This is a genomic window from Microbulbifer sp. YPW16, assembly GCF_021290385.1.
Taxonomy (GTDB): Bacteria; Pseudomonadota; Gammaproteobacteria; order Pseudomonadales; family Cellvibrionaceae; genus Microbulbifer; species Microbulbifer zhoushanensis.
The window spans coordinates 2,530,240-2,552,058 of the sequence record NZ_CP089928.1; the positions used below are offsets into that span (position 1 = coordinate 2,530,240).

At 63.7% G+C, this 21,819-nt stretch carries 20 protein-coding genes; 13 read left to right on the top strand and 7 right to left on the bottom strand.

The features are described from left to right. Positions 1-58: 58 nt before the first annotated feature. The 3 genes from rsmB to def form a co-directional block, all read right to left on the bottom strand. The gene (gene rsmB / locus LVE68_RS10870) at positions 59-1,369 is read right to left on the bottom strand and encodes a 16S rRNA (cytosine(967)-C(5))-methyltransferase RsmB (protein ID WP_232940365.1); all 1,311 of its coding nucleotides are present in this window, start codon (positions 1,367-1,369) and stop codon (positions 59-61) included. Next, positions 1,359-2,333 (bottom strand): methionyl-tRNA formyltransferase, encoded by a 975-nt coding sequence (gene fmt / locus LVE68_RS10875; RefSeq protein WP_232940366.1) that lies wholly within the window; start codon positions 2,331-2,333, stop codon positions 1,359-1,361. The genes rsmB and fmt overlap by 11 nt, the downstream gene beginning before the upstream one ends. A 126-nt stretch (positions 2,334-2,459) precedes the next feature. Then, on the bottom strand, positions 2,460-2,966 hold the full coding sequence (def, locus tag LVE68_RS10880) for a peptide deformylase (RefSeq protein ID WP_232940367.1): 507 nt from the start codon (positions 2,964-2,966) through the stop codon (positions 2,460-2,462). A 184-nt stretch (positions 2,967-3,150) separates the two neighbouring features. Between def and LVE68_RS10885 the strand changes: the two genes are divergently transcribed. The 8 genes from LVE68_RS10885 (at position 3,151) to LVE68_RS10920 (ending at position 9,484) form a co-directional block, all read left to right on the top strand. Then, positions 3,151-4,212 carry a LysM peptidoglycan-binding domain-containing protein gene (locus tag LVE68_RS10885; RefSeq protein ID WP_232940368.1) on the top strand — a complete coding sequence of 354 codons (1,062 nt, stop codon included), beginning with the start codon at positions 3,151-3,153 and terminating at the stop codon, positions 4,210-4,212. Positions 4,213-4,295: 83 nt separating this feature from the next. Continuing rightward, positions 4,296-5,438: a DNA-processing protein DprA gene (gene dprA / locus LVE68_RS10890; protein WP_232940369.1), complete on the top strand. Its 1,143-nt coding sequence runs from the start codon at positions 4,296-4,298 to the stop codon at positions 5,436-5,438. A gap of 235 nt (positions 5,439-5,673) precedes the next feature. Beyond that, positions 5,674-6,189 carry a 5-(carboxyamino)imidazole ribonucleotide mutase gene (gene purE, locus LVE68_RS10895; RefSeq protein ID WP_232940370.1) on the top strand — a complete coding sequence of 172 codons (516 nt, stop codon included), beginning with the start codon at positions 5,674-5,676 and terminating at the stop codon, positions 6,187-6,189. A 12-nt stretch (positions 6,190-6,201) separates the two neighbouring features. Continuing rightward, entirely contained in the window at positions 6,202-6,768 is a 567-nt protein-coding gene (locus LVE68_RS10900) for an L-threonylcarbamoyladenylate synthase (protein WP_232940371.1), read from the top strand. A 29-nt stretch (positions 6,769-6,797) separates the two neighbouring features. Next, the gene (gene hemF, locus LVE68_RS10905) at positions 6,798-7,718 is read left to right on the top strand and encodes an oxygen-dependent coproporphyrinogen oxidase (protein ID WP_232940372.1); all 921 of its coding nucleotides are present in this window, start codon (positions 6,798-6,800) and stop codon (positions 7,716-7,718) included. 34 nt (positions 7,719-7,752) lie between these two features. After that, positions 7,753-8,184, top strand: coding sequence for a hypothetical protein (locus LVE68_RS10910; protein WP_232940373.1), 432 nt, complete (start codon positions 7,753-7,755; stop codon positions 8,182-8,184). A 35-nt stretch (positions 8,185-8,219) separates the two neighbouring features. Beyond that, positions 8,220-9,032, top strand: a complete 813-nt coding sequence (gene aroE / locus LVE68_RS10915; protein ID WP_232940374.1) for a shikimate dehydrogenase — start codon at positions 8,220-8,222, stop codon at positions 9,030-9,032. A 50-nt stretch (positions 9,033-9,082) separates the two neighbouring features. Continuing rightward, a complete protein-coding gene (locus LVE68_RS10920) occupies positions 9,083-9,484 on the top strand; it encodes a hypothetical protein (RefSeq protein WP_232940375.1) in 402 nt (133 codons plus the stop codon). Positions 9,485-9,553: 69 nt separating this feature from the next. Here the strand turns inward: LVE68_RS10920 and LVE68_RS10925 are convergent, their stop codons facing one another. Further along, the gene (locus tag LVE68_RS10925) at positions 9,554-10,465 is read right to left on the bottom strand and encodes a dimethylarginine dimethylaminohydrolase family protein (protein WP_232940376.1); all 912 of its coding nucleotides are present in this window, start codon (positions 10,463-10,465) and stop codon (positions 9,554-9,556) included. Between the two features lie 121 nt (positions 10,466-10,586). Then, positions 10,587-11,828: a Zn-dependent hydrolase gene (locus LVE68_RS10930; protein WP_232940377.1), complete on the bottom strand. Its 1,242-nt coding sequence runs from the start codon at positions 11,826-11,828 to the stop codon at positions 10,587-10,589. Positions 11,829-12,003: 175 nt separating this feature from the next. On the opposite strand from LVE68_RS10930, the gene LVE68_RS10935 reads away from it, so the two are divergent. From LVE68_RS10935 to LVE68_RS10955, 5 genes are all read left to right on the top strand, one after another. Further along, positions 12,004-12,981 (top strand): LysR substrate-binding domain-containing protein, encoded by a 978-nt coding sequence (locus tag LVE68_RS10935; RefSeq protein WP_232940378.1) that lies wholly within the window; start codon positions 12,004-12,006, stop codon positions 12,979-12,981. 237 nt (positions 12,982-13,218) lie between these two features. After that, positions 13,219-14,646 (top strand): aldehyde dehydrogenase family protein, encoded by a 1,428-nt coding sequence (locus LVE68_RS10940; RefSeq protein ID WP_232940379.1) that lies wholly within the window; start codon positions 13,219-13,221, stop codon positions 14,644-14,646. 56 nt (positions 14,647-14,702) lie between these two features. Beyond that, positions 14,703-16,109, top strand: coding sequence for an APC family permease (locus tag LVE68_RS10945; protein ID WP_232940381.1), 1,407 nt, complete (start codon positions 14,703-14,705; stop codon positions 16,107-16,109). 223 nt (positions 16,110-16,332) lie between these two features. Beyond that, positions 16,333-18,663, top strand: coding sequence for a TonB-dependent receptor (locus tag LVE68_RS10950; RefSeq protein WP_232940383.1), 2,331 nt, complete (start codon positions 16,333-16,335; stop codon positions 18,661-18,663). Between the two features lie 38 nt (positions 18,664-18,701). Next, positions 18,702-20,117 carry an NAD(P)/FAD-dependent oxidoreductase gene (locus tag LVE68_RS10955; RefSeq protein ID WP_232940385.1) on the top strand — a complete coding sequence of 472 codons (1,416 nt, stop codon included), beginning with the start codon at positions 18,702-18,704 and terminating at the stop codon, positions 20,115-20,117. Between the two features lie 126 nt (positions 20,118-20,243). Here the strand turns inward: LVE68_RS10955 and LVE68_RS10960 are convergent, their stop codons facing one another. Next, positions 20,244-21,083 (bottom strand): helix-turn-helix transcriptional regulator, encoded by an 840-nt coding sequence (locus LVE68_RS10960; protein WP_232940386.1) that lies wholly within the window; start codon positions 21,081-21,083, stop codon positions 20,244-20,246. A 142-nt stretch (positions 21,084-21,225) separates the two neighbouring features. Then, the gene (locus tag LVE68_RS10965; protein ID WP_232940387.1) at positions 21,226-21,783 is read right to left on the bottom strand and encodes a gamma carbonic anhydrase family protein; all 558 of its coding nucleotides are present in this window, start codon (positions 21,781-21,783) and stop codon (positions 21,226-21,228) included. Positions 21,784-21,819 lie beyond the last annotated feature (36 nt).

The window sequence follows — 21,819 nt, forward strand, 5'->3', positions numbered from 1 at the left end:
GCGGCCGCGGCCGCCCTGACTGTTATTGTCCGGCCCCGCGCCGGTTATGCCGCGGGTATCACTGCGGGGCCTTGCGGAGGAGGGCATAGAAAAATCCGTCGCCACCACCGGCGTCGGGAAAGACCTGCATCCCCGCTGCCTGCGGCTCGCCCCATGGCACCCCGCCAAGCATCTGTGGTGTATTGTCGCTCGCATCCCCTGTCTCCGCAATGAAGCGGGCGACTACCGCGCTGTTTTCCTCCGGCAGGATCGAGCAGGTGGCGTACAGCAGGCTGCCACCGGGGCGCAGCAGTTGCCACTGGGCCCGCAGAATGCGCGCCTGCAGTTCCGCCAGGGCGTCAATATCCTCTTCGCGCCGCACCAGCTTGATGTCCGGGTTGCGGCGGATCACGCCGGTGGCAGAGCAGGGGGCGTCCAGCAGGATGCGGTCGTAGGGCTCGCCATCCCACCAGTCGCGGGTCTCCGCGGCGTCGGCACACAGCAGCTCGGCGCTGGCACCCATGCGCTCGAGGTTCTCCGCCACGCGGTCGAGTCGCTCTTCATCGATGTCCAGGCATGCCAGCTGGATAGTGGGCTGCAGTTCCAGCAGGTGACAGCTCTTGCCACCGGGGGCGGCGCAGGCATCCAGTACCCGCTCACCCGCGGCCGGCGCCAGCAGCAGCGCCGCCAGCTGGGCCGATTCATCCTGCACGCTGACATCCCCATCGGCGAAGCCCGGCAGGTCGCTCACCGCCTGCGCCTCCTCCAGCACCACGCCCACCGGTGAAACGGCGGTGGCGCGGGCGGCGATGCCGGCGCCGGCCAGCTGCTCCAGGTAGGCCTCGCGGGAGACCCGGGCCGTATTGACGCGCAGGATCATGGGCGGGGCGGTATTGTTGGCGCGGAAGATTTCTGCCGCACGGACGTCCCAGGCGGCCTTGATGCGCCGCTGCAACCAGGCCGGGTGCATGGAACTGAATTGCGGGTTGCCGGACAGCTTGCGCTGCAACTGCTCGCGGTTGCGCTGGGCATTGCGCAGCACGCCGTTGATCAGCCCGGTGGAGCGCTCCAGCTTGAGCGCGCGCGCCGCCTCCACGGTGGCAGAAATTGCGGCGTGATCGGGGATGCGGGTGTACTCCAGCTGGTACAGGCCAAGCAGCAGCAGTGCCTGCACGCGTGTGTCGCCCGGGACACGGCGCACCAGCTTGTCCGCCAGCAGTTGCAGTCGCGGGGCAGTGCGGGCACAGCCGTAACAGAGTTCGCGCAGCAGGCTGCGATCGCGCTCCGCCACGGATTGCTCGGCCCGTGGCAACAGGCGCGCCAGGGAGCCCTGGCCCTCGAGCAGGGTGGCGACCACCCCGGCCGCCGCGGCGCGGGTATCAGTGGTCATTGTCTGTGACTCCGCCGAGCCGCTGGCCCGGTGTAAAGAGGTCCGGGTAGCCCCGGAGGATTTCCTCCGCGGCCAGTGCCTTCTTGCCCGGCAGTTGCAGTAATTGCAGGCGCAGCGCCTCGCGGCCGCAGGCCACCAGGATGCCCTCGTCATCGGCGCCGAGGATAGTGCCCGGCGCATCACTGTGGCAGCCCCGCTCCAGCTGGGCGCGGTAGATCCGCAGCCGCTGTTCGCCGCGGGCATCGGAATAGGTGGTCCAGCACACCGGGAACGGGTTGAAGGCGCGGATCTGGCGCTCGATTTCCGCCGCCGGGCGCTGCCAGTCGATACGCGCCTCTTCCTTGCTGATCTTGGCGGCGTAGTTGGCCTGGCTGTCGTCCTGGGGCCGGGGCCGTGCCGTGCCGTCCGCCAGCTGTGCCAGCGCCTCGAGCAGGGCCGGGCCACCGATTTCGGCGAGCTTGTCGTGCAGGCTGCCGCCGGTATCCACCGCGGTAACCGGGCAGCGGCTTTCCACCAGCACGGGGCCGGTATCCAGGCCGGCCTCCATCTGCATGATGGCGACGCCGCTTTCCGGGTCACCGGCCTCAATGGCGCGCTGGATCGGCGCCGCGCCGCGCCAGCGCGGCAGCAGGGATGCATGTACGTTGACACAGCCCAGGCGCGGTGTATCCAGCACCACCTGCGGCAGGATCAGGCCGTAGGCCACCACCACCATTACATCGGCACCGAGCGCCGCCAGTTCCGCCTGGGCGGTTGCATCGCGCAGGCTCAGGGGCTGGTAGACGGGGATTTCGTGGCTCTGCGCCAGCTGTTTGACCGGGCTGGCGAGCAGCTTCTTGCCGCGCCCCGCGGGGCGGTCGGGCTGGGTGTAGGCGGCGACTACGCTGTGCTCGCTGTCGAGCAGCGCCTGCAGGTGCACGGCGGCAAAGTCCGGAGTGCCGGCAAAAACAATCTTCAGGCTCATAACATCAATGTTCTGGAATGGCGGGAATCGGGTTGGCCAGCGGCAATTGCCAATAGTGTAGCGAGCCGCTGGCTGGAGGCGTGCGCCGGAGCACGGGCGCCGGCACTGTGACTGTGAGGCAGCCGGTCAGGCGCGCTTGCGCTGGGCTTTTTCCAGCTTGGAGCGGATGCGGTTGCGCTTCAGGGGCGAGATGTAGTCAACGAACAGCTTGCCGTCCAGGTGGTCCAGCTCGTGCTGGATACACACCGCCAGCAGGCCCTCGGCCTCCATGGCGAAGGCCTCGCCGTCGCGGTCCAGGGCCTTCACGCGCACGCGGCGCGGCCGCTCCACCGTCTCATAGAAGCCGGGCACCGACAGGCAGCCCTCGTCGTACTGGTGGATCTCCGGGTCCAGCACTTCCACTTCGGGGTTGATAAAGACCAGCGGCTCGCTCTGGTCTTCGGATACATCCATCACCACGATGCGCTGGTGCACATTTACCTGGGTGGCGGCCAGGCCCACCCCGGGGGCCTCGTACATGGTTTCGAACATGTCGTCCAGCAGGGTGCGCAGCTCGTCGGTAACGGTTTCGACGGGCTTGGCGACCTGACGGAGGCGGGGATCGGGGAATTCTAGGATCTCGAGCTTGGCCATATCACCTGTGACAAACTTCTAGTAAACATGGAACTTGCGCTGATAACATAATGATCGCGCTCGATATTTGCCGCAAGGAGCTGCTGCAGGCCGTGCCTGCCGGATGCTGTTAACAATGCTCCCGCCACCTCGGCTGTGGCCCGGCGCTGAGAATTATAGCGATAAAGAGCATAGGAATGCTTCCATGAAAAAAATTATTCTGGCCGCCGGCCTCCTGCTGGCCGCCGCGTTCGGCATCCAGGCGGCCGACGTGCGCCTCAATCCGGACCACCCGGACGAGTATGTGGTCCAGAAGGGCGACACCCTCTGGGACATCTCCGGCACTTTCCTTTCCCAGCCATGGTACTGGCCGGAAATATGGCAGGTGAACCCCCAGGTCGAAAACCCCCACCTGATCTACCCCGGTGACCGCCTGCGCCTGGTGTATGTCGAGGGCCAGCCGCGCCTGCAACTGGAGCGCGGGCCGCGCCCGTACCGCCTGTCTCCGGGCGCCGACCGGCTCGAGCCGCAGGTGCGCCGCGAGGCGGTGGGCGAGGCCATCCCCGCCATCCCGCTGGACGCGATCAACGCCTTCCTGTCCCGCACCCGCATCGTCGAGCCCAATGCCTTCGAGGGTACTCCGTACGTGATTTCCGGTGAGGACCAGCGGATCCTGATGGGTGCCGGCGAGCGCATCTATGCCCGCGGCGACTTCCGCGCGCCGCTGGCCTCCTACGGTATCTACCGCCCGGGCGAGCTCTACACCGACCCCTACACCGGTGAAGTCCTGGGGATGCAGGCGCTGGACGTGGGCGATGTGGACCTTTACCAGCTGGATCCGGACCAGCGCCGCGATTTCTCCGTGGCCACCATGGAAGTGACCCGCACTTCCCGCGAGATCCGCCTCGAGGACCGCCTGCTGCCGGTGGAGGAGCGCTCCATTGCCGCACTGTTCCAGCCGGGCGCGCCGGCCACCCCGGTGGAGGGCGTGATCCTGGGCGTGGAAGAAGGCGTCACCCAGATCGGTAAGTACGACGTGGTTGCCATCAACCAGGGCGAGCGCGAGGGCCTGCAGCCGGGCCACGTACTGGCGATCTACAAGCGCGGTGCCGTGGTGCGCGACCGCATCGAGCGCGAAAATGTGAAGCTGCCCGACGAGCGCGCCGGCCTGTTGATGGTTTTCCGCACTTTCGACAAGATGAGCCTGGGCCTGGTGCTCGAGGCCGACCGGGCCCTGGAAGTCCTGGACCTGGTCCGCAACCCCTGATCGATCGCGGGGCGCCGGTCGCCCCGGTCCCGCTGGCCGCCCAGCCAAACGGGCGCGCCACCTGACAAAACTCCGGAAGACGCATGGATGCGCTGACTCCCACCATGGCCCTGCTGCGCCTGGAGGGCCTGGGCCCCGCCCGTTACTGGCAACTGCTGGACCGTTACGGCTCCGCTGCCGCGGCCCTTGATTCCCTGCCCCAGTCACTGCTCGACAGGCTCCCCCCGCGGGCGCGCCAGCAATGGCGTGAATATCGCCAGCGCGGTAGTGACTGTGCACTGCTGCAATGGGTGCGGGAGGAGCAGGCGCGCTGTCGTGACCGCGGCATACAACCCCTGGAACACTCCCACGAGGACTACCCGGCCCTGCTGCGGGAGATTTCCCGGCCACCACCTGTCCTCTACCTCAAGGGCAATGTTGCCGCCCTGCACCTGCCGCAGGTGGCGGTGGTGGGTGCCCGCCGCGCCTCGCGCGCCGGGCTGGACAATGCCCACGCCTTTGCCCGGGAACTGGCCGCGGGGGGTTTTGCCATTACCTCGGGACTTGCGCTGGGCGTGGATGCCGCTGCGCACCGCGGTGCGCTCGATGCCGGCGGTGCCACGCTGGCAGTGCTCGGCAGCGGCATCGACCGGATCTACCCCCGTCGCCACGATGCGCTGGCCGCAGAAATCATCGATCGCGGCGGTGCGGTGCTGAGTGAGCAGCCGCTCGGCAGCGCCGCCGAGGCCGCCAACTTCCCGCGCCGCAACCGTATCATCAGTGGCCTCGCCCGGGGGGTATTGTTGGTGGAGGCGGCGGTCCGCTCGGGTTCCCTGATCACCGCGCGCCTGGCGCTGGAGCAGAACCGCGAGGTATTCGCCATCCCCGGTTCCATCCACAACCCGCTGGCCCGCGGCTGCCATGAAATGATCAAACAGGGCGCGGCGCTGGTGGAGACCGCGTCGGATATCGTTACCCAGCTGGGGGGGATACATGTACCGGCGACGGCACCGCCGGCCACCCTCGAGGCGCTGCCGGTGGAAGAGGGACGGCTGGTGGTAGCGCTGGGCGGGGACCCGCGCAGCCTGGAGCAACTGGCGGCCGATACCGGCGCCGCGGCAGGCGAATTGATGGCGATACTGCTGCGCATGGAACTGGCCGGGCTGGTGGAGCAGGTGCCCGGTGGCTTCCAGCTGACGGCGCGGGGCGCCACCCACCTGCAGGCGCAGCTGACTGCTGCAGACTGATATGGCAGTGAAAGCGGCGCCGACCCGGCACATCCTTGGTGTGGTGGCGCCGGAAACACCCCACGCCGCCGCGATTTGCGCTTTATTGTTGGAAGCTCCCCCCGCGCGCGGCCGGCCCGAAACAAGGGGCGGTGACCACAGCCCAGGCGAGACCCCGGGGCGGAACTTGTTTTGCGCAGGCCAATCCGCTAGATTGCCGCGTCTTTACCGCATCGACTGTGTTGAGAGAGCTGAAATGAGCAAGCCTTTTGTCGCCATCCTGATGGGTTCTGATTCCGACCTTCCAGTAATGGAAGCCGCCTTTGGCGTGCTGGAGAAGTTCGACATTCCCTTTGAAGTGAAAGTCACTTCCGCCCACCGCACCCCGGAAAACACCCACAAGTACGTTACCGATGCCGACCAGCGCGGCTGTGCGGCCTTTATCTGTGCCGCCGGCATGGCCGCCCACCTGGCCGGTGCGGTATCCGCTACTACCCTGAAGCCGGTGATCGGTGTACCGATCAATGCTTCCCTGGACGGCCTGGACGCCCTGCTGTCCACCGTGCAGATGCCCGGTGGTATCCCGGTGGCGACCGTGGCGATCGGCAAGGCCGGTGCCAAGAACGCCGCCTACCTGGCCGCGCAGATCATCGGCTCCTCCGACAAGGAGATGCACCAGAAGCTGGTGGATGAGCGTCGTGCCAACGCCGAGGCGATCATCGCCAAGGACGAGCAGCTGCAGAAAAACCTCGAGCAGCGCAAGTCCAAGTAAGCGGATCCGATCATGGCGGTATCGCCACTGGATGTCCGCTTCGCCGCCCGCGTCCTCGCCGCGGGCGGCGTGATTGCGCATCCCACCGAATCGGTGTGGGGGCTCGCCTGCGACCCGCATAACCGGGACGCGGTCGAGCGCCTGCTGCGCCTGAAGAATCGCCCGCTGGCCAAGGGCCTGATCCTGGTCTCCGGTGACGAGGACGATTTCTCCCCCCTGCTGGACAACCTCACCGGCAACCAGCTGCAGCAGCTACACCGCACCTGGCCCGGGCCTGTCACCTGGCTGGTACCCCACTTCGGCCGCGTGCCTCCCTGGATCAGCGGCGCCCATCACTCCGTGGCCCTGCGCTGCACAGCGCATCCATTCACGGCGGCTTTATGCCGGGAGTTTGGCGGTGCTATCGTGTCCACCTCCGCCAACCCGGGGGGCGCGCAACCGCCGCGCCACAAGTACCAGGTATTGCGTTACTTCGGCGGTGCGCTGGATTTTGTCGGCGGCGGTGCCACCGGCGGACGGGCAACCCCCAGCGAGATCCGCGACCTGATCAGCGGCGATGTCCTGCGACCGGGCCGCTGAACCATTCCCCAGAAAGCGAACTTCTGACCATGAGCGATGCAAATTCCACCGCACTGGATATCGCGGCGGTGAAAAATTACCTGCTCGAACTGCAGGACCAGATCTGCCAGGCCCTGGCGGCCGAGGATGGCAGCACTTTCCGCGAAGACAGCTGGGAACGCCCCGGCGGTGGCGGCGGCCGCTCCCGTGTGTTGGAGGGCGGCAGCGTGATCGAAAAAGGCGGGGTGAATTTCTCCCATGTGTTCGGCGATGGCCTGCCGCCCTCGGCCACGGCCAACCGGCCGGAGCTGGCAGGCCGTTCCTTCGAGGCCATGGGCGTGTCGCTGGTGATCCACCCGCGCAACCCCCATGTGCCCACCAGCCATGCCAATGTGCGCCTGTTCGTGGCGCAGAAGCCCGGTGCCGAGCCGGTCTGGTGGTTCGGCGGCGGCTATGACCTGACGCCCTATTACGGGGTGGAAGAGGATGTGGTGCACTGGCACCAGACGGCAAAGAAAGCCTGCCAGCCTTTCGGGGAGGAGGTCTACCCGCGCTTCAAGCAGTGGTGCGACGATTATTTCTACCTCAGGCACCGGGATGAGGCCCGGGGTGTCGGCGGGCTGTTTTTCGACGACTTCAACGACGGCGGCTTCGACAACGCCTTCGCCCTGATGCGCGCGGTGGGGGACAGCTACCTGGACGCCTACCTGCCGATTGTGCAGCGGCGCAAGGACACCGCCTACGGCGAGCGCGAGCGGGACTTCCAGCTCTACCGGCGCGGTCGCTATGTGGAATTCAACCTGGTCTACGACCGGGGGACGCTGTTTGGCCTGCAGAGTGGTGGCCGTACGGAGTCCATCCTTATGTCGCTGCCGCCACTGGTGCGCTGGGAGTACGACTGGCATCCCGAGCCCGGTTCTGCCGAGGCGCGGCTGTATTCCGACTTCCTGCCGGCCCGTGACTGGGTCTGATACAGCGGCTCGATTTACTCAGGGGGACAGGACATTGGACCAGGCGCGCGAACAGGCCATCAACCGATTGTTTGTGGAGTACCGACGCACCTTCGAGAGCGGGGATGCCGAGCAGGTCGCGGATTTCTACCGCTTCCCGCTGCACTATTACAGTGAGCGTGGCGGCAAGGCCGCGGTGAACCGGAACGACTTTGTCGTCCTGGTGGCGCGGCTGCTGGCGATATACCGGCGCCTCGGCGTCGACCAGATTGTCGGCGCTGTCTCCGATATCACCGAGTTGAATGAAAACAGTGCCCAGGTGTCACTGAACTGGGTGTTGCTGCGCCGGGAAAACAACAGCAGCGCGGAAGTCTACAGCGCCACCACCCGCTACCTGGTTAGTGATTTCGAGGGCACACTGAAGATCGATGGCCTGGTCGCCGTGGATGAAACCCGCCGGATTCGCGAAGCGCTGCGCCGGCGTTGATACGCCGGCCAACCTGCCAGCGGACGGAAACACAGATGACAGATCAATATGCCGTGGTCGGCAACCCGATCGCGCACTCCAGGTCACCGCAGATTCATCGCGCCTTTGCCGAGCAGACCGGTGAGCAGTTGGACTACGGCCGTGAACTGGTGGAGCGGGACGATTTTGCCCGCTTCGCGCGGGAATTCTTTACCGGGGGCGGTTGCGGCCTCAATGTCACCGTACCCTTCAAGCTCGATGCCTGCGCCTTTGCCGATACCCTGACGCCCCGGGCGCAGGCGGCCGGGGCGGTCAATACGCTCAAGCGCGAGGAAGATGGCTCTATCCTCGGGGACAATACCGACGGTGCCGGGCTGGTGGCCGACCTGGTGCGGCTGGGCTGGACCCCCCGCGGCCAGCGGATCCTGTTGCTGGGGGCCGGCGGCGCGGCGCGGGGCGCGCTGCTGCCACTGTTGCAGGAAAAACCGGCCGCACTGCATATTGCCAACCGCACCGCGGCCAGGGCCCTGCAGCTGGCCGAGACCTTTGCCGGTATTGGCCCGCTGAGCGGCGGCGGCCTGGAGGATATCCCCGGTGAGTACGACCTGGTGATCAACGCCAGCTCTGCCAGCCTCAGTGACCAGGCGCCACCGATCGCGGACAGCGTGCTGGCCCCGGGTTGCCGCGCCTACGACATGGTCTATGGTGCGGAGCCAACCGCCTTTATGCGCTGGGCCGCCGATCAGGGCGCGGAGTCCGCTGACGGCCTGGGAATGCTGGTGGGGCAGGCGGCGGAGTCCTTCTACCTCTGGCGCGGTGTCTATCCCGAAGTAGAGCCGGTGTTGCAACGCCTGCGCGCCGCGCTCTAGCGTCTTCGCTGTCTGGAAAAACAATAAACGACGTTGATTTGAGGTAAAACGTGCGCGAATTCCTGAGAAACCTTTCCTTCTGTTTTGCTGCCGGTGCATTCGGTGGGCTGTGCTACGCCCTGGGGCTGTGGGCCATGGGGTACCACGGATTCACCCGCTGGGTCGGTGTCGATATCGCCCCCTACCTGTCCAATGCCTACCTCTACCAGCGAATTGTCTGGGGCGGTATCTGCGGGTTGATTTTCCTGTTGCCCTGGCAGCGGTCGTGGGTGGAGCGGGGCTTTTTCCTGTCGCTGATTCCCGCCGGCATCATGCTGTTCCTGCTGTTGCCCATGCGTGGTTATGGCTTCGGTGCCATGCACCTGGGGGCGCTGACGCCGCTGGTGATTGTCATGGCCTGTGCGGCCGGCGGGATCGGGGCGTCCGGCCTGATGCGGGCCCAGGGCAAGTAAGCGGAAGGGAAAAAACAAGTAAAAAAGGCGGCCAATGGCCGCCTTTTTTGTTGTGGATCCTGGGCGCTGTTATCCCGGCTTGCGCGCCAGCGGCTGGCACATGCAGTGAACGCCGCCACCGCCGGCGGTGATCATGGAGATATCCGGATCGATCACTTCCAGGCCGCGGGCGCGACACTTTTCCTTCAGCTCGGTGTTGTCGGCCGGCAGCATCACCCGGTCGTTGCCCAGTGCGACGACATTGACGCCCAGCTCCATCACCTGCGGGTAGGAGATATCGATGATCTCGAAGTTGCGCGACCTGAACCACTGCACCAGTTCCGGCTCCACGGCGTCGACGCACACCGCCACCAGCTTCTCCGCCAATGCCGCCACCAGTACATCGATATGCAGGAAGTAGGGGTCGAATTCATAGCCCCTGACCTCCCAGCCCTCTTTTTCGATCCAGTTTTTCATCTGCTGGAAGCCCTGGGGTGAAGTGCGCTCGCCACTGTAGCCGCACAGGATCACGCCCGGTTCCAGCACCATGAAATCGCCACCCTCGAGACTGCCGGCGGTGATGATGTCGTAAATGGGGATATCGAGCTTTTCGTAAGTCTTTACCACGTCGACCCACTCGCCGCGGCGCCAGGGGCTGTACATCTGCGTCACGATCGGGCCCCAGGGGGTCATTACGGAGGAGTCGCGGGCGTACAGCTGGTAGGGGAGGTTCTCATCCGCCGGCAGCAGGTGAGTGTTCACTCCGGCATGTCTGTAGGCGTCGAGCATCTCCTGGTACTGGCGCTTTGCCACGGCGGCATCGAACTGGCGTCCCAGGCGCAGCGAGCGGCGCGAGGCGGCGTTGCCGGTCTGCCAGGTGTAGTGGTCGATAGGGCCGACGAGCAGGTCGGTGAGCACGCCGTGCTCGGAATCGATGCCCCAGCGACCCAGGGCCGCAGTGTTGCCGTTGTCGTTGCGGTGTTTGTAGGTGAATTCGGTCATTGCTGCCTCGGGTTCTTGAAAATCTTTCGGGCACCGGGGCCCGGTGGTCTTGATTCCCCTCCAGGGCGACCCCGACACCGGGGTCTTCATTTCAGGTGAAGGGGTTTGTTTTTACCGCTGCTCAGTCGTTCGCCATCTTCAGCATGGCGTGCAGCAGTACGTTGGCGCCGGCTTCCAGGTCTACCGGCTCCGCGTTCTCGGCCTCGTTGTGGGACAGGCCCTTTTCGCAGGGCACGAAGATCATGCCGGTGGGGGCCACGCGGGAGACATAGACGGAGTCGTGGCCGGCACCGGAGACCATTTCCTTGTTGCTGTAGCCGAGCTCGGCTACGGCGGCGCGCACGGCCTCCACGCAGGGTGGCGCGAAGGCCACCGCCGGAGAGCGCCATTCATCACGAATTTCGGCCTCTACACCGGTATCGGCCGCAATCTCCGCAGTAATTTCGCGGAAGCGACGGTCGATTTCGTCCAGCACTTCCTGCTCCGGGTGGCGCAGGTCCACCGCCAGCACCAGTTTCTCCGGCACGGTGTTGCGGCTGCCGGGCTCGGCGCGGATATCGCCGAAAGTGACACGGGCCCAGGGGGCGAACTCTTCCGCCAGCCGGTAAAGGCGGTCGAGCACGCGGTGCAGGGCCATAAACGGGTCGCGGCGTCCCTCCATCGGGCTGGGTCCCGCGTGGCATGGCTGGCCGGTGAGGGTCAGGTCGTACCAGTACATGCCCTGCACACCGGACAGCACACCGATCTGCTTTTCCTCGGCCTCGAGGATCGGGCCCTGCTCGATATGCACCTCGAAGGCGGCGGTGAGCGGGCGCGCCCTTGCCGGTGTGGGTCCCCGGTAGCCGATACGTTGCAGCTCGTCGCCGAAGGCCTTGCCTTCCTTGTCGGTGCGGGCGTAGGCGTAGTCCTGCTCGAAGTTGCCGCTCCAGACCCCGGAGCCGATCATGGCCGGGGAGAAGCGCGCGCCCTCCTCGTTGGTCCACACCGCCACTTCCAGCGGCGCCGCGGTTTCGATGCCGGCGTCGTTCAGGGCGCGCATCACCTCAAGTCCCGCCAGCACGCCGTAAACCCCGTCGAACTTGCCCCCGGTAGGCTGGGTGTCCAGGTGAGAGCCGGTAAGCACCGGCGGCAGGTCCGGGTTGCTGCCGGGCCGGCGGGCGAAGATATTGCCCATGCTGTCGATGTCGACGCTGCAGCCGGCGTCGCGGCACCACTGTACGAAGAGGTCGCGGCCCTGTTTGTCCAGGTCGGTGAGCGCCTGGCGGTTGCAGCCGCCCTTATCTGTGGCACCGATGGCCGCCATTGCCATCAGCGAATCCCACAGGCGCTGGCCGTCCACGCGGATCTTGCTGTTATCGGTCATAAGGGGGAATCCCGGTCGTTAAACTTATTCTGTCGGCGCCCGGGGATGTCCAGGGAGGCGTGCGGGAGCCGTGCACACCAGTCTATGGTTTGCATTTATCGACACAATTAACTTTTAATTGCCGTTATGGTGTCTTTAAGGCACCAGAAGTGACAGTCCAACTCCGGATAACCCGATGCCCACCGCGCTCAGGAACCTCTCCCTCACCTCCCTGCGAAGCTTCCACGCCGTGGGGCGCCACTGCCATATGCGCCGCGCCGCGGACGAACTGCATGTTTCCCACCCGGCACTCAGCCGCCAGATCCGGGATCTCGAGGACCGGCTCGGCACGCCGCTGTTCCTGCGCACCGGCAACCGGCTGGAACTCACCGCAGCCGGGCGGCGGTTGCACCGGGTGGTCAGCGACGCCTTCGGGCGGCTGGAGAAGGGACTGCTGTACCTGGACCCGGACAGCCTCAGCGGGGAAGTGGTTATTGCCTCGACAGCCACGATTGCGGTGCGCTGGCTGATGCGGATTCTGCGCGAGGTGCAGGCCCGCTACCCGGAAATCCGGCTGCGCCTGGTCACCATCGAGCCGCGCGCGACACGCCTTGCCAGTGAAGTGGACATCGCTATCTGCCTCGGGGAACCGCAGGCGCCGGGGCGGGAAGTGTGCCCGCTGTACCAGGAACACTACCTGCCGGTGGCGAGCCCCCAGTTGCTGCAGGCGGCGGGTGGGGCCGGCAAGCTGGCCCGGCCCCGCGACCTCCTGGCCCTGCCACTGCTGCACGATCGCCAGCAGCAGTGGCCCGGCTGGTTCACCGCCCAGGGAGTCGAGTATGCGCCGCTCGCCAATGCCGTATCCGTGGACTATGCCTACCAGGCGATAGAGGCCGCGCGGCTGGGAATGGGGGTGGCCCTTGCGGACCGCCTGGAGGTCAGCGAGGACCTGAAGAGCGGACGCCTGGCCACGGTAATCGAGCGCCCGTTTACCATCGGCCAGTCGCTCTACCTGGTCAGCGACCGCAGCGATCGGTTGAACAGCCGCACCAGCCTGGTACTGGGGCTGGTATTCCAGTGGCTGGAAAGCCGCGGCGCGCCGCTGGCGCCCCCGGCCCGCGTCCTGCAACAGACCCTTGCCCAGCCCGCGGAGGGCCCGCGCCCCGGGGCATAAGCCACGCCGCGCACCAGCTTCCATCCTGCCAATCCCGCCGCTATCACCTGAACAGGTGATAGTGGCCGCCCTGTTGATCACGCATACTGAATAATAATTCGAAAAAGATTAACGATTGCGCAGATTGTTTGTTTGGTAGACGATAGCTCCGGTTCCCGGACAGTCGAAAATGGCGCCAATTGCCGGCAGCGTGCCCGGATCGCCACTCCACGCACAGCAGTAGAAAAGCCGAAGAAGATGCAAAACCATAACAAGATCTATATCGATGGCCGGTGGGTGGAGTCCGCTTCCCCCGACTGGCTGGAAGTCACCAATCCCGCCACCGGCGCGCTGGTTAGCCGCGTGCCCGCCGGTACCCCGGCGGATGTGGACCGTGCCGTGCAGGCCGCTGTCCGTGCCTTCGACGGCTGGGCCATCACTCCCGCCGATCAGCGACGCGCACTGTTGCTGCGGGTCGCCGACCTGATGGAGGCCCGGAAGGAAGCTCTTGTCGACGCTGTTTCCACCAGCATGGGTTGTCCCCACCATATCAGCGGCTGGCTGCACGTGGAGGGCCCGATCGAGGCCATACGGCTGTTTGCCGACCACGCCGCCATAACCGGGGAAACCGCCGAACACGGTCACTCGCTGGTATGGCGCGAACCAGTAGGAGTGTGCGGTTTTATCAACCCGTGGAATTATCCCCTGCACCAGTTTGTCGGCAAGGTGGGCGCTGCGCTGGCGGCAGGCTGCACCATGGTGACCAAGCCCTCGGAGCAGACGCCACTGCAGGATTACCTGATGGCGGAAATCCTTCATCAGGCCGGCCTGCCCGCCGGTGTATTTAACCTGGTGCCGGGTCGCGGCCCCGAGGTGGGCCAGGCCCTCTGCGAGCACACGCAGGTGGACATGCTCTCGTTTACTGGCTCGACCCGCGCCGGCATCGAGATTGCCCGGGCCTGTGCGCCCACGGTAAAGCGGGTGACCCAGGAACTGGGTGGCAAGTCCCCGTTCATCATCACCGACGACTGTGATTTCACCGCCGCAGTCCGCTATGGCGTGGACGATGTGATGCTCAACAGCGGCCAGACCTGCACCGCACTCACCCGCATGCTGGTGCCTGCCAGTCGCCACGACGAGGCCCTGGAGATTATTCGCACACGGGTGGCCGAGATCGAGGTGGGGACGGGGCCGAATGCCTTTATGGGGCCGCTCTCGTCAGAGCGCCAGTGGCAGCAGGTGCAGGACTACATCCAGGTCGGCCTCGATGAGGGTGCCAGCCTGGTCTGCGGCGGCCCGGGTAAACCGGATGGCCTGCCCCAGGGCTTCTTTGCCCGGCCCACGGTTTTTGCCGGGGTCAGCAACGACATGCGCATCGCCCGCGAGGAAATCTTTGGACCGGTGCTGTGCGTGATTGCCTACGACGACCTCGACCAGGCCGTAAGTATTGCCAACGATACACCCTATGGCCTGTCCTCCGGTGTATACGCCCGGAACCACGAGGAAGCCCTGGCGATTGCGCGCCGGATTCGCGCCGGCCTGTGTTTTGTCAATGGCGGCGAGTTCAATTACCGCGCTCCGTTTGGCGGTTACAAACAGAGTGGTAATGGTCGCGAGTTTTCCCACCACGGCGTGGAGGAGTTTACCGAGCTCAAATCGGCACAGCTGGGTGCCCCCGCGGCATAAACCGCATGGCCACCGGCTGATAATAATAATCACTGAAATAACGCGGGAGTCTTACCGTGACGGACGTTGTAGTTAAAAAGAACCTTGGCAAGCGGGATATGATCCTGTTTACCGTCTCTGCCATCCTGCTGGTGGATACGCTGGCCGCCACCGCGGCCATCGGTACTTCCAGTATTTTCTGGTGGTTGTTCCTGGGGCTGTTTTTCTTTGTGCCCTTTGCGCTGGTATCGGCAGAGCTGGGCTGTGCCTACCCGGAAAAAGGCGGCATTTATGCCTGGGTACGAGATGCCTTCGGCGGTCGCTGGGGATCGCGTATCAGCTGGAGTTACTGGGTTAATGTAGCCATCTGGATGCCGGCCATTTTCATTCTCTTTGCCGGTGTCGCCAAACAGCTGTTCTGGCCGCAGATGGGGGTGGCGGGGCAGATCGGCCTCGGCATTGTGCTGACCTGGGTCGCGGTGGCTGCCAACGTGGTTACACTGAATGTCGGCAAGTGGGTGCCAAACATCGGCGCTATCCTCAAGATCATAATTTTCGGTGCGATTATTGTCGGTGCGATTTTCCATGCCGCGGACAACGGACTTGCCAACCCGATTACTTTTGACAGTATTAAGCCGAACCTGGGCGACAGCCTGCAGTATATCCCCGCTATTATCTACGGCATGCTCGGCTTCGAATTGATCAGTGCCAGCAGCGAGGAAATGCGCAACCCGCAGCGGGATGTCCCGCGTTCAATCCTGGTCTCGGGTGTCATTATCCTCGCGCTCTACACACTGGGCACAACCGCAATCCTGGCAGCAATCCCGGCACAGGACATCGACCTGGTCGAGGGCCTGGTGGATACCCTGGAAATGTTTTTTGCCCAGCTGCCATATGGTGGCCTGCTGGTGATGGCCCTGGGCCTGGCCGCGCTTTATACCTTCTTCTCCAACGGTGTGACCTGGGCCATCGGCGGTAACCGCGCTGCCGCCGAGGCGGCGGAGGAAGGTGAGCTGCCTCAGGTTTTTGCGATCAAGAGCCGCAGCCGCAATACCCCGGTGGGCGCGGCCGTACTGATGGGCATACTGAGTACCTTTATCCTGGTCCTGTACGGCTTTCTGGTGAATTCCAATGAAGACCTGTTCTGGTCCCTGTTTGCCTTCAGCGGGGTGATTTTCCTGCTCCCCTACGTGGGCATGTTCCTGGCATTCCTGAAAATGCGCCGCACTGACGCATCGCGTTCGCGTCCCTTCCGTGTGCCCGGCGGTAATCTCGGGGCACTGGTACTGACATCGCTGTGTGTCCTGGTACTGGTGGGCAGTATCTTCCTGTTTGTGTATACCCCGGGCGAGGGCATCCAGTGGCCGGTGCTGGTGGGCTCGATAATTACCCTGTTGCTGGGCGAGATGGCAATTCTCTGGGCGGAGAAGCAGGGTAGGGGAAAAATTACCGAGGCCAGTGGAATGCCTGTTACTGCTACATGACCTGACTAGCTACCGGGCAGTGTAATCCGGCCCGGTTCCGGCCGGCAGCGCCGCAGGCGCTGCAGCGCCATCCTGTTTGACCCGCACCCGCGGGTTTTTTTGTTCCCCGGAAAAATAAAGCGAAACCCGCCTTACTCACCCATTGGGGTGATACCCGAATTTCTATTCGGTTTTTATAGTGGATCCCACGATAAAACAGATAACTGTGTCCAGAGGGATCTCTATGCTTTCACCTGTCAGTGCCACCAGCGGTGGCTACCCGAAAAACTCACTTGCCTTCGCCATTGCCGGTGTTCTGGTTTCCGGTATCGCCCTGTCCTCCACCGCTGCCGCCCGGCAGATCGAGGAAGTCAGTGTTACGGCGCAGAAGCGCGAACAGTCCGTCAACGATATTGGCGTGTCTGCCAGTGCCCTCAGCGGTGAAATGATGGAAAGCATGGGCGTCGACAGTGCTGTCGACCTGGGTGCACACACGCCGGGCCTGGTTACCGTGAACTCCACCTCGGGTGGCACCCCGGTGTTCGCCATCCGCGGTATCGGCCTGGATGATTTCAGTCCCAATAACAGCAGCGGGGTAGGTATTTACACCGACGAGGTGTTTGCCAGCAACCCGGCATTCCTCGGTGGCCAGCTGTTCGACATCGAGCGGGTGGAAGTGCTCAAGGGGCCGCAGGGAACCCTCTACGGAAAAAATACCACCGGTGGTGCGATCAATTTTATCAGTCGCAAGCCCACCAGTGAGTTTGAGTCCTTTGTCGAGGCGGGCCTGGGTAACTACAACGCGACGGAACTGACCGGCGTTGTCAGCGGTGAGATCAGCGGCGAGGTGCTGGGCCGCCTGAGCCTGAATGTGTCAAGGGCCGACGGCTGGCAGGAGGACGCCATTACCGGCCGGGAATATGGCAGCGTCGATCGTGCCGCAGGTCGCGGCCAGGTCCTGTTCCCCTTTGCCGGTAATGGCGAGGCACTGGCAAAGGTTTACTTCAGCTCAGACAGGTCCACGCCGGTTTCGCCCCAGGTGAGCGGCCTCGGAGAAGCCTTCGGTGACCTGTCCTTCGATATGCTGAACAGCATTGCCGACCCGACCCGGGTCAATGTCGGCAACCTGGACGTCAGCCGCGATGAATCCGGCTACGGCGCGTCCCTGAACCTGAATTACGGCTTTGAGTTTTTTGACCTGGTTTCCATCAGTGCTTTGGATAACTACGAGCGCGCCGTCGTCGACAATTATGGAGGTGCGTCGGCGGCGATCCTCGATCTGTTCCAGGACAACGAGATCAGCCAGTGGTCGCAGGAATTCCGCCTGGTGAGCAACGGTGCCGGGGCCGTCTCCTGGGTGGCCGGTGTCAACATTTCCGAAGATACCGTGACGGTGACAGATACCTTCGATGATTCATTCTTCGTCACCGATTCCGTCGCCAGCACCTTTGTGCTGGACCCGGCGGATGTCCCGGTCCAGGGCTGGGACCTGCTGACGGCAAGCTATGAGCAGGTGACAGGCTCGTGGGGGGCCTACCTGCACACGGAAACCGCGCTCAATGACACCCTCAACCTGGTCGCCGGTATTCGCTACAGCGCGGATGATCGCAGCTTCGACGGTATCTCCAATAACCACGACGATATTTATTCTTTCAATGACGTGATCACTGCGCTGGATGACAGCGCCAGCGAGAGCGCGGTTACGGGTAAGCTCGGACTGGACTGGCAGCTGACCGACGACCTGCTGCTGTACGGCAATGTGGCCAACAGCTACAAGGCCGGCGCTTACTACGGTGCCGCGATCCTCGATGATATCAGCTGGGCCTACGTGGAACCCGAAGAGGTGATTTCTTACGAGGCCGGCTTCAAGGCGACGCTGTTCGATGCCGCGCTTCAGCTGAACGGTGCGATCTTTAGTCTTGATTACACGGATCGCCAGTCCCTGGTCACCATTATCGTTGACGATTTCAGTAATTTCCTCGAATTCCCCGTGGCCGATACCACCCTCGTCAACGTCCCCGAGTCCACCACCAACGGTTTTGAGATGGACCTGCACTGGTTGCCAACTGACAACCTCACATTGATGGCGGGCGTTGCCTATCTCGACAGCGAAGTTACGCGTGCACCGGGCACCGCCGAGATGCGCGGTATCGAGGCGAATGCGGCGGTCAATGGCGCGGCCGATGGTGTGAACCAGCTGTTTGTCGATGCCCTGGCGGCACCACTGCCGGAAGGCGCCGCGCTGTCACAGTCCCCGGAGTGGAGTTACAACAGCCTGGTGGCCTACGACCTGCCGGTGGCCGACTACAACCTGCGGCTGCAGACCAGTTACACCTACAGCGGCGAAATGACCGCCCAGCTTGCGGATGCCAATGCGCTCTCCGGTCCCGTGCATTCCTGGGATGCAGAAGCAACCCTGTCCGATTTTGACGGTCGTTGGGAGCTCGGCGCCTGGGTCAAGAACATCGAGGACAGCAGCGCCGAAACTTACGCCTTTTCCAGTTTTGCAGGCCGTTCCTACTATCGCCAGGCACCCACCACCTTCGGGATGTCGGTTCGCTACAACCTCTATTAATCCTGCGCTGGCGATACCGCGATGATGAGAGACCAACAATGACAGATGAACAGACCCGGGCGGATGCCCTGGCTGCGCTACAGCACACTACCTTCTTTCCCTACTGGCTGGACAACTCCCAGCGTCCACGGGAGGAGCCGGCCCTGCAGGAAAACCTTTCCTGTGACCTGCTGATTGTGGGCGGGGGCTTCACCGGCCTGTGGGCAGCGGTGCAGGCCAAGGAGGCCAACCCGGCCCGGGAAGTGATCCTGATCGAGGCCAGCAGCATTGCCATTGGCGCTTCCGGGCGCCCGGCGGCGATCCTCTCAACTTCGGTAATGCACGGACTCCAGAATGCCCAGCGACTGTACCCGGATGATATGGAGGAGCTGGAGCGACTGGGCAAGGAAAACCTCGACGGGTTCCGCGAGACGATCGAGCGCTATGGAATCGACTGCGACCTGGAGTGGGGCGGTGAGCTGACCGTAGCCATCGGCGACGAAGGACTGGCTGATATCGCAAAGGAGCATGAACTCTATTGCCACTACGGCCACGATGCCCACCTGCTGGATGCCGAAAGCGTACGGCGCGAAGTCCGGTCGCCGCTGTTCAGTGGCGGCCTCTGGTCGAAGAAGCGCAGTGGTACCGTGCACCCGGCAAAACTGGCCTGGGGCCTCAAGCGGGTAGCGCTGGAACTGGGAGTGCAGATTTACGAAAACACACCCATGGTCAGCAACCGGAAAAAAAGCGGCGGCGTTGAAGTGACAACTCCCTGTGGCCGTGTGCTGGCCAACCGCGTGCTGCTGGCTACCAACGCCTTTGCTGCAGGCAACCGCAAAATTCGCAAACGGGTTGCCGCCATTCGCGATCGCATCGTCGTCACCGAGCCGTTGAGCGAGGAGCAGATGGCAGCCATTGGCTGGCACAACCGCCAGGGTATCTACGATACCCGCACCCAGCTTAACTATATGCGACTGACGGCGGATAACCGGATCCTGTTTGGCGGCCGCCTGGATTATTTCTTTGGCAACAATACCGACCCTGCAGAGGACAGGACGCCGGATCCCTATCTGCGACTGATCGACAATTTTTACCGCACCTTTCCCATGCTGCGGGGTGTGCGCTTCACCCATGCATGGAGCGGCCCCATTGCCCTGACAACCCGCATGGCGGTGCACTACCAGCATTACCATGGCGGCCGGATGTTGTATGCGGGCGGCTATTCCGGTTTCGGCGTTACCGCAACACGCTTCGGGGCCCGGGTGGCACTGGCAATTCTGGATGACAGGAAGGTACCGGAGCGTGCGTTGAAATTTGCGCGCTCGCAGCCGGCATATATTCCCCCGGAACCCTTCCGCTGGATCGGCGCCAAGATCACCATGTACGCACTGGATACGCTGGATGAAAAGGGAGGGTGGCGAGTGCCCTGGGTGCGGATGGTAGAGCGCATGGGCTTTCCGGTAACGCAGAAATAGCGACTCAGTAACGTTTGTAAGCGAGTGGTTCCAGGTACCGGGAACCGTTGCCCGCGCGTCGCCCCCCTATTGGTTAGCGGGGCTGGCGGTGCGGGCGTTTTTATTTCCGCAACAGATATTCCGGGATTACTTATCCAGGCTTGAGAGCGGGTCTGGGTCCGCCTCGCTGTGGTGACGCAGGGCGCTGATAAAGAGGTAGAACAGTTCCGACTGCGAGGTGACATCCAGCTTGGTATAGATGTGCTTGCGGTGGGTCTTGATCGTGTCGACGCTGGCATCGAGCTTTTCCGCCATGGACTTGATCGAATGGCCGCGCATGGTCATGTGCAGTACCTCGCACTCCCGTGGGGTGAGTGTTGAGCTGCCAAAGTTGCGCAGGGCATTGTCGAGTCGTTTGCCGAAGCTCTCCCCGGTGCCCCGGGGACGGACGCGATTATTGATCCATTTCCTCAGTACACTTTCCACCAGCGGCCACAGGGCGTGCAGTAGATCCACTTCCTGCCGTGAAAACCGCCCGCCACCGAGATCCGCAGCGCGGCCGATCGACAGGCTGGCGATAATGCCACTGTCCCCGACTACCAGGTAACAGGCCTCGTCGGTCAGGTTGGCCTCGCGATAGTACATGCGGAAATATTCTGTCTCCCCGAACGCATCGGGGGCCACTTCGCGCAGCAGGAACAGTCCCTGGCGATTATCGTCCACCGCGGCACGATAAAAAGGGTCGAGCAGGTAGGCTCCATCGACATAGCGGTCTACCTGGGTGCTGGGCTTCTCGTTGGCAAGCAGGCGATGGTGGGTGATTTCGGGGGCGCTGTCGGAAGGGTAAATGATTGCCATGCTGCTGTTGCCCTGGACCAGGGCCTCGGCGCCTTTCAGCAGTTCGTAGATGCGCTGTGAATCTGACTCACAGTCGAGCAGGGTGGCAATACACTGGTGCCACTGGCTGAGGTCTGGTGCAGTCGTCATAAAACATCCCCGTTCCAGCGGATATTACCAAAGAACGGGACCCCGCGGCGCCTGCGCGGGGCTCATGAAGGCGTGTTTTTGCGACCCGGGCCGGTGTGCCGTCCACACTGTGCCCGGCCACCGCTGGTGGCCATGCTGCGAATCAGAACTGCTCGTGCTCGGTCAGGTACTGGTTCTTCAGTTTGACGTAATTGGCGGCCGAATAGCGGAAAAACTCCTTTTCCTTTTCTGTCAGTGGCCGCGCCTGCTTGCAGGGGGCGCCGACATAGAGGTAGCCGCTCTCGAGCTTCTTTCCCGGCGGTACCAGGGCCCCGGCGGCCAGTACCACCTCGTCGCCGATCACGGCGCCGTCCAGCACAATTGCACCGATCCCGATCAGTACACGGCTGCCTACGGTGCAGCCGTGCAGGCAGGCCTTGTGGCCGATGGTGACATCCTCGCCGATCTCCAGTGGCCAGCCCGCTTCATTGAAAGGCCCGGCATGGGTGATATGCAGAACCGCGCCGTCCTGCACACTGGTGCGGGCGCCAATCCGGATCCGGTGCATATCGCCGCGGACCACCGCCATGGGCCAGACGGAGCAGTCATCCCCGAATGTGACATCGCCGATCACCGCCGATTGCGGGTCGATATAAACACCGTTCCCGAGCTGTGGTGACTTTTCCGCCTCGCCGTCACCGTGGGGGCGCAATGGGGACATACCTCTCCTCCTGTACAATGGGTCCGCTATCATAGC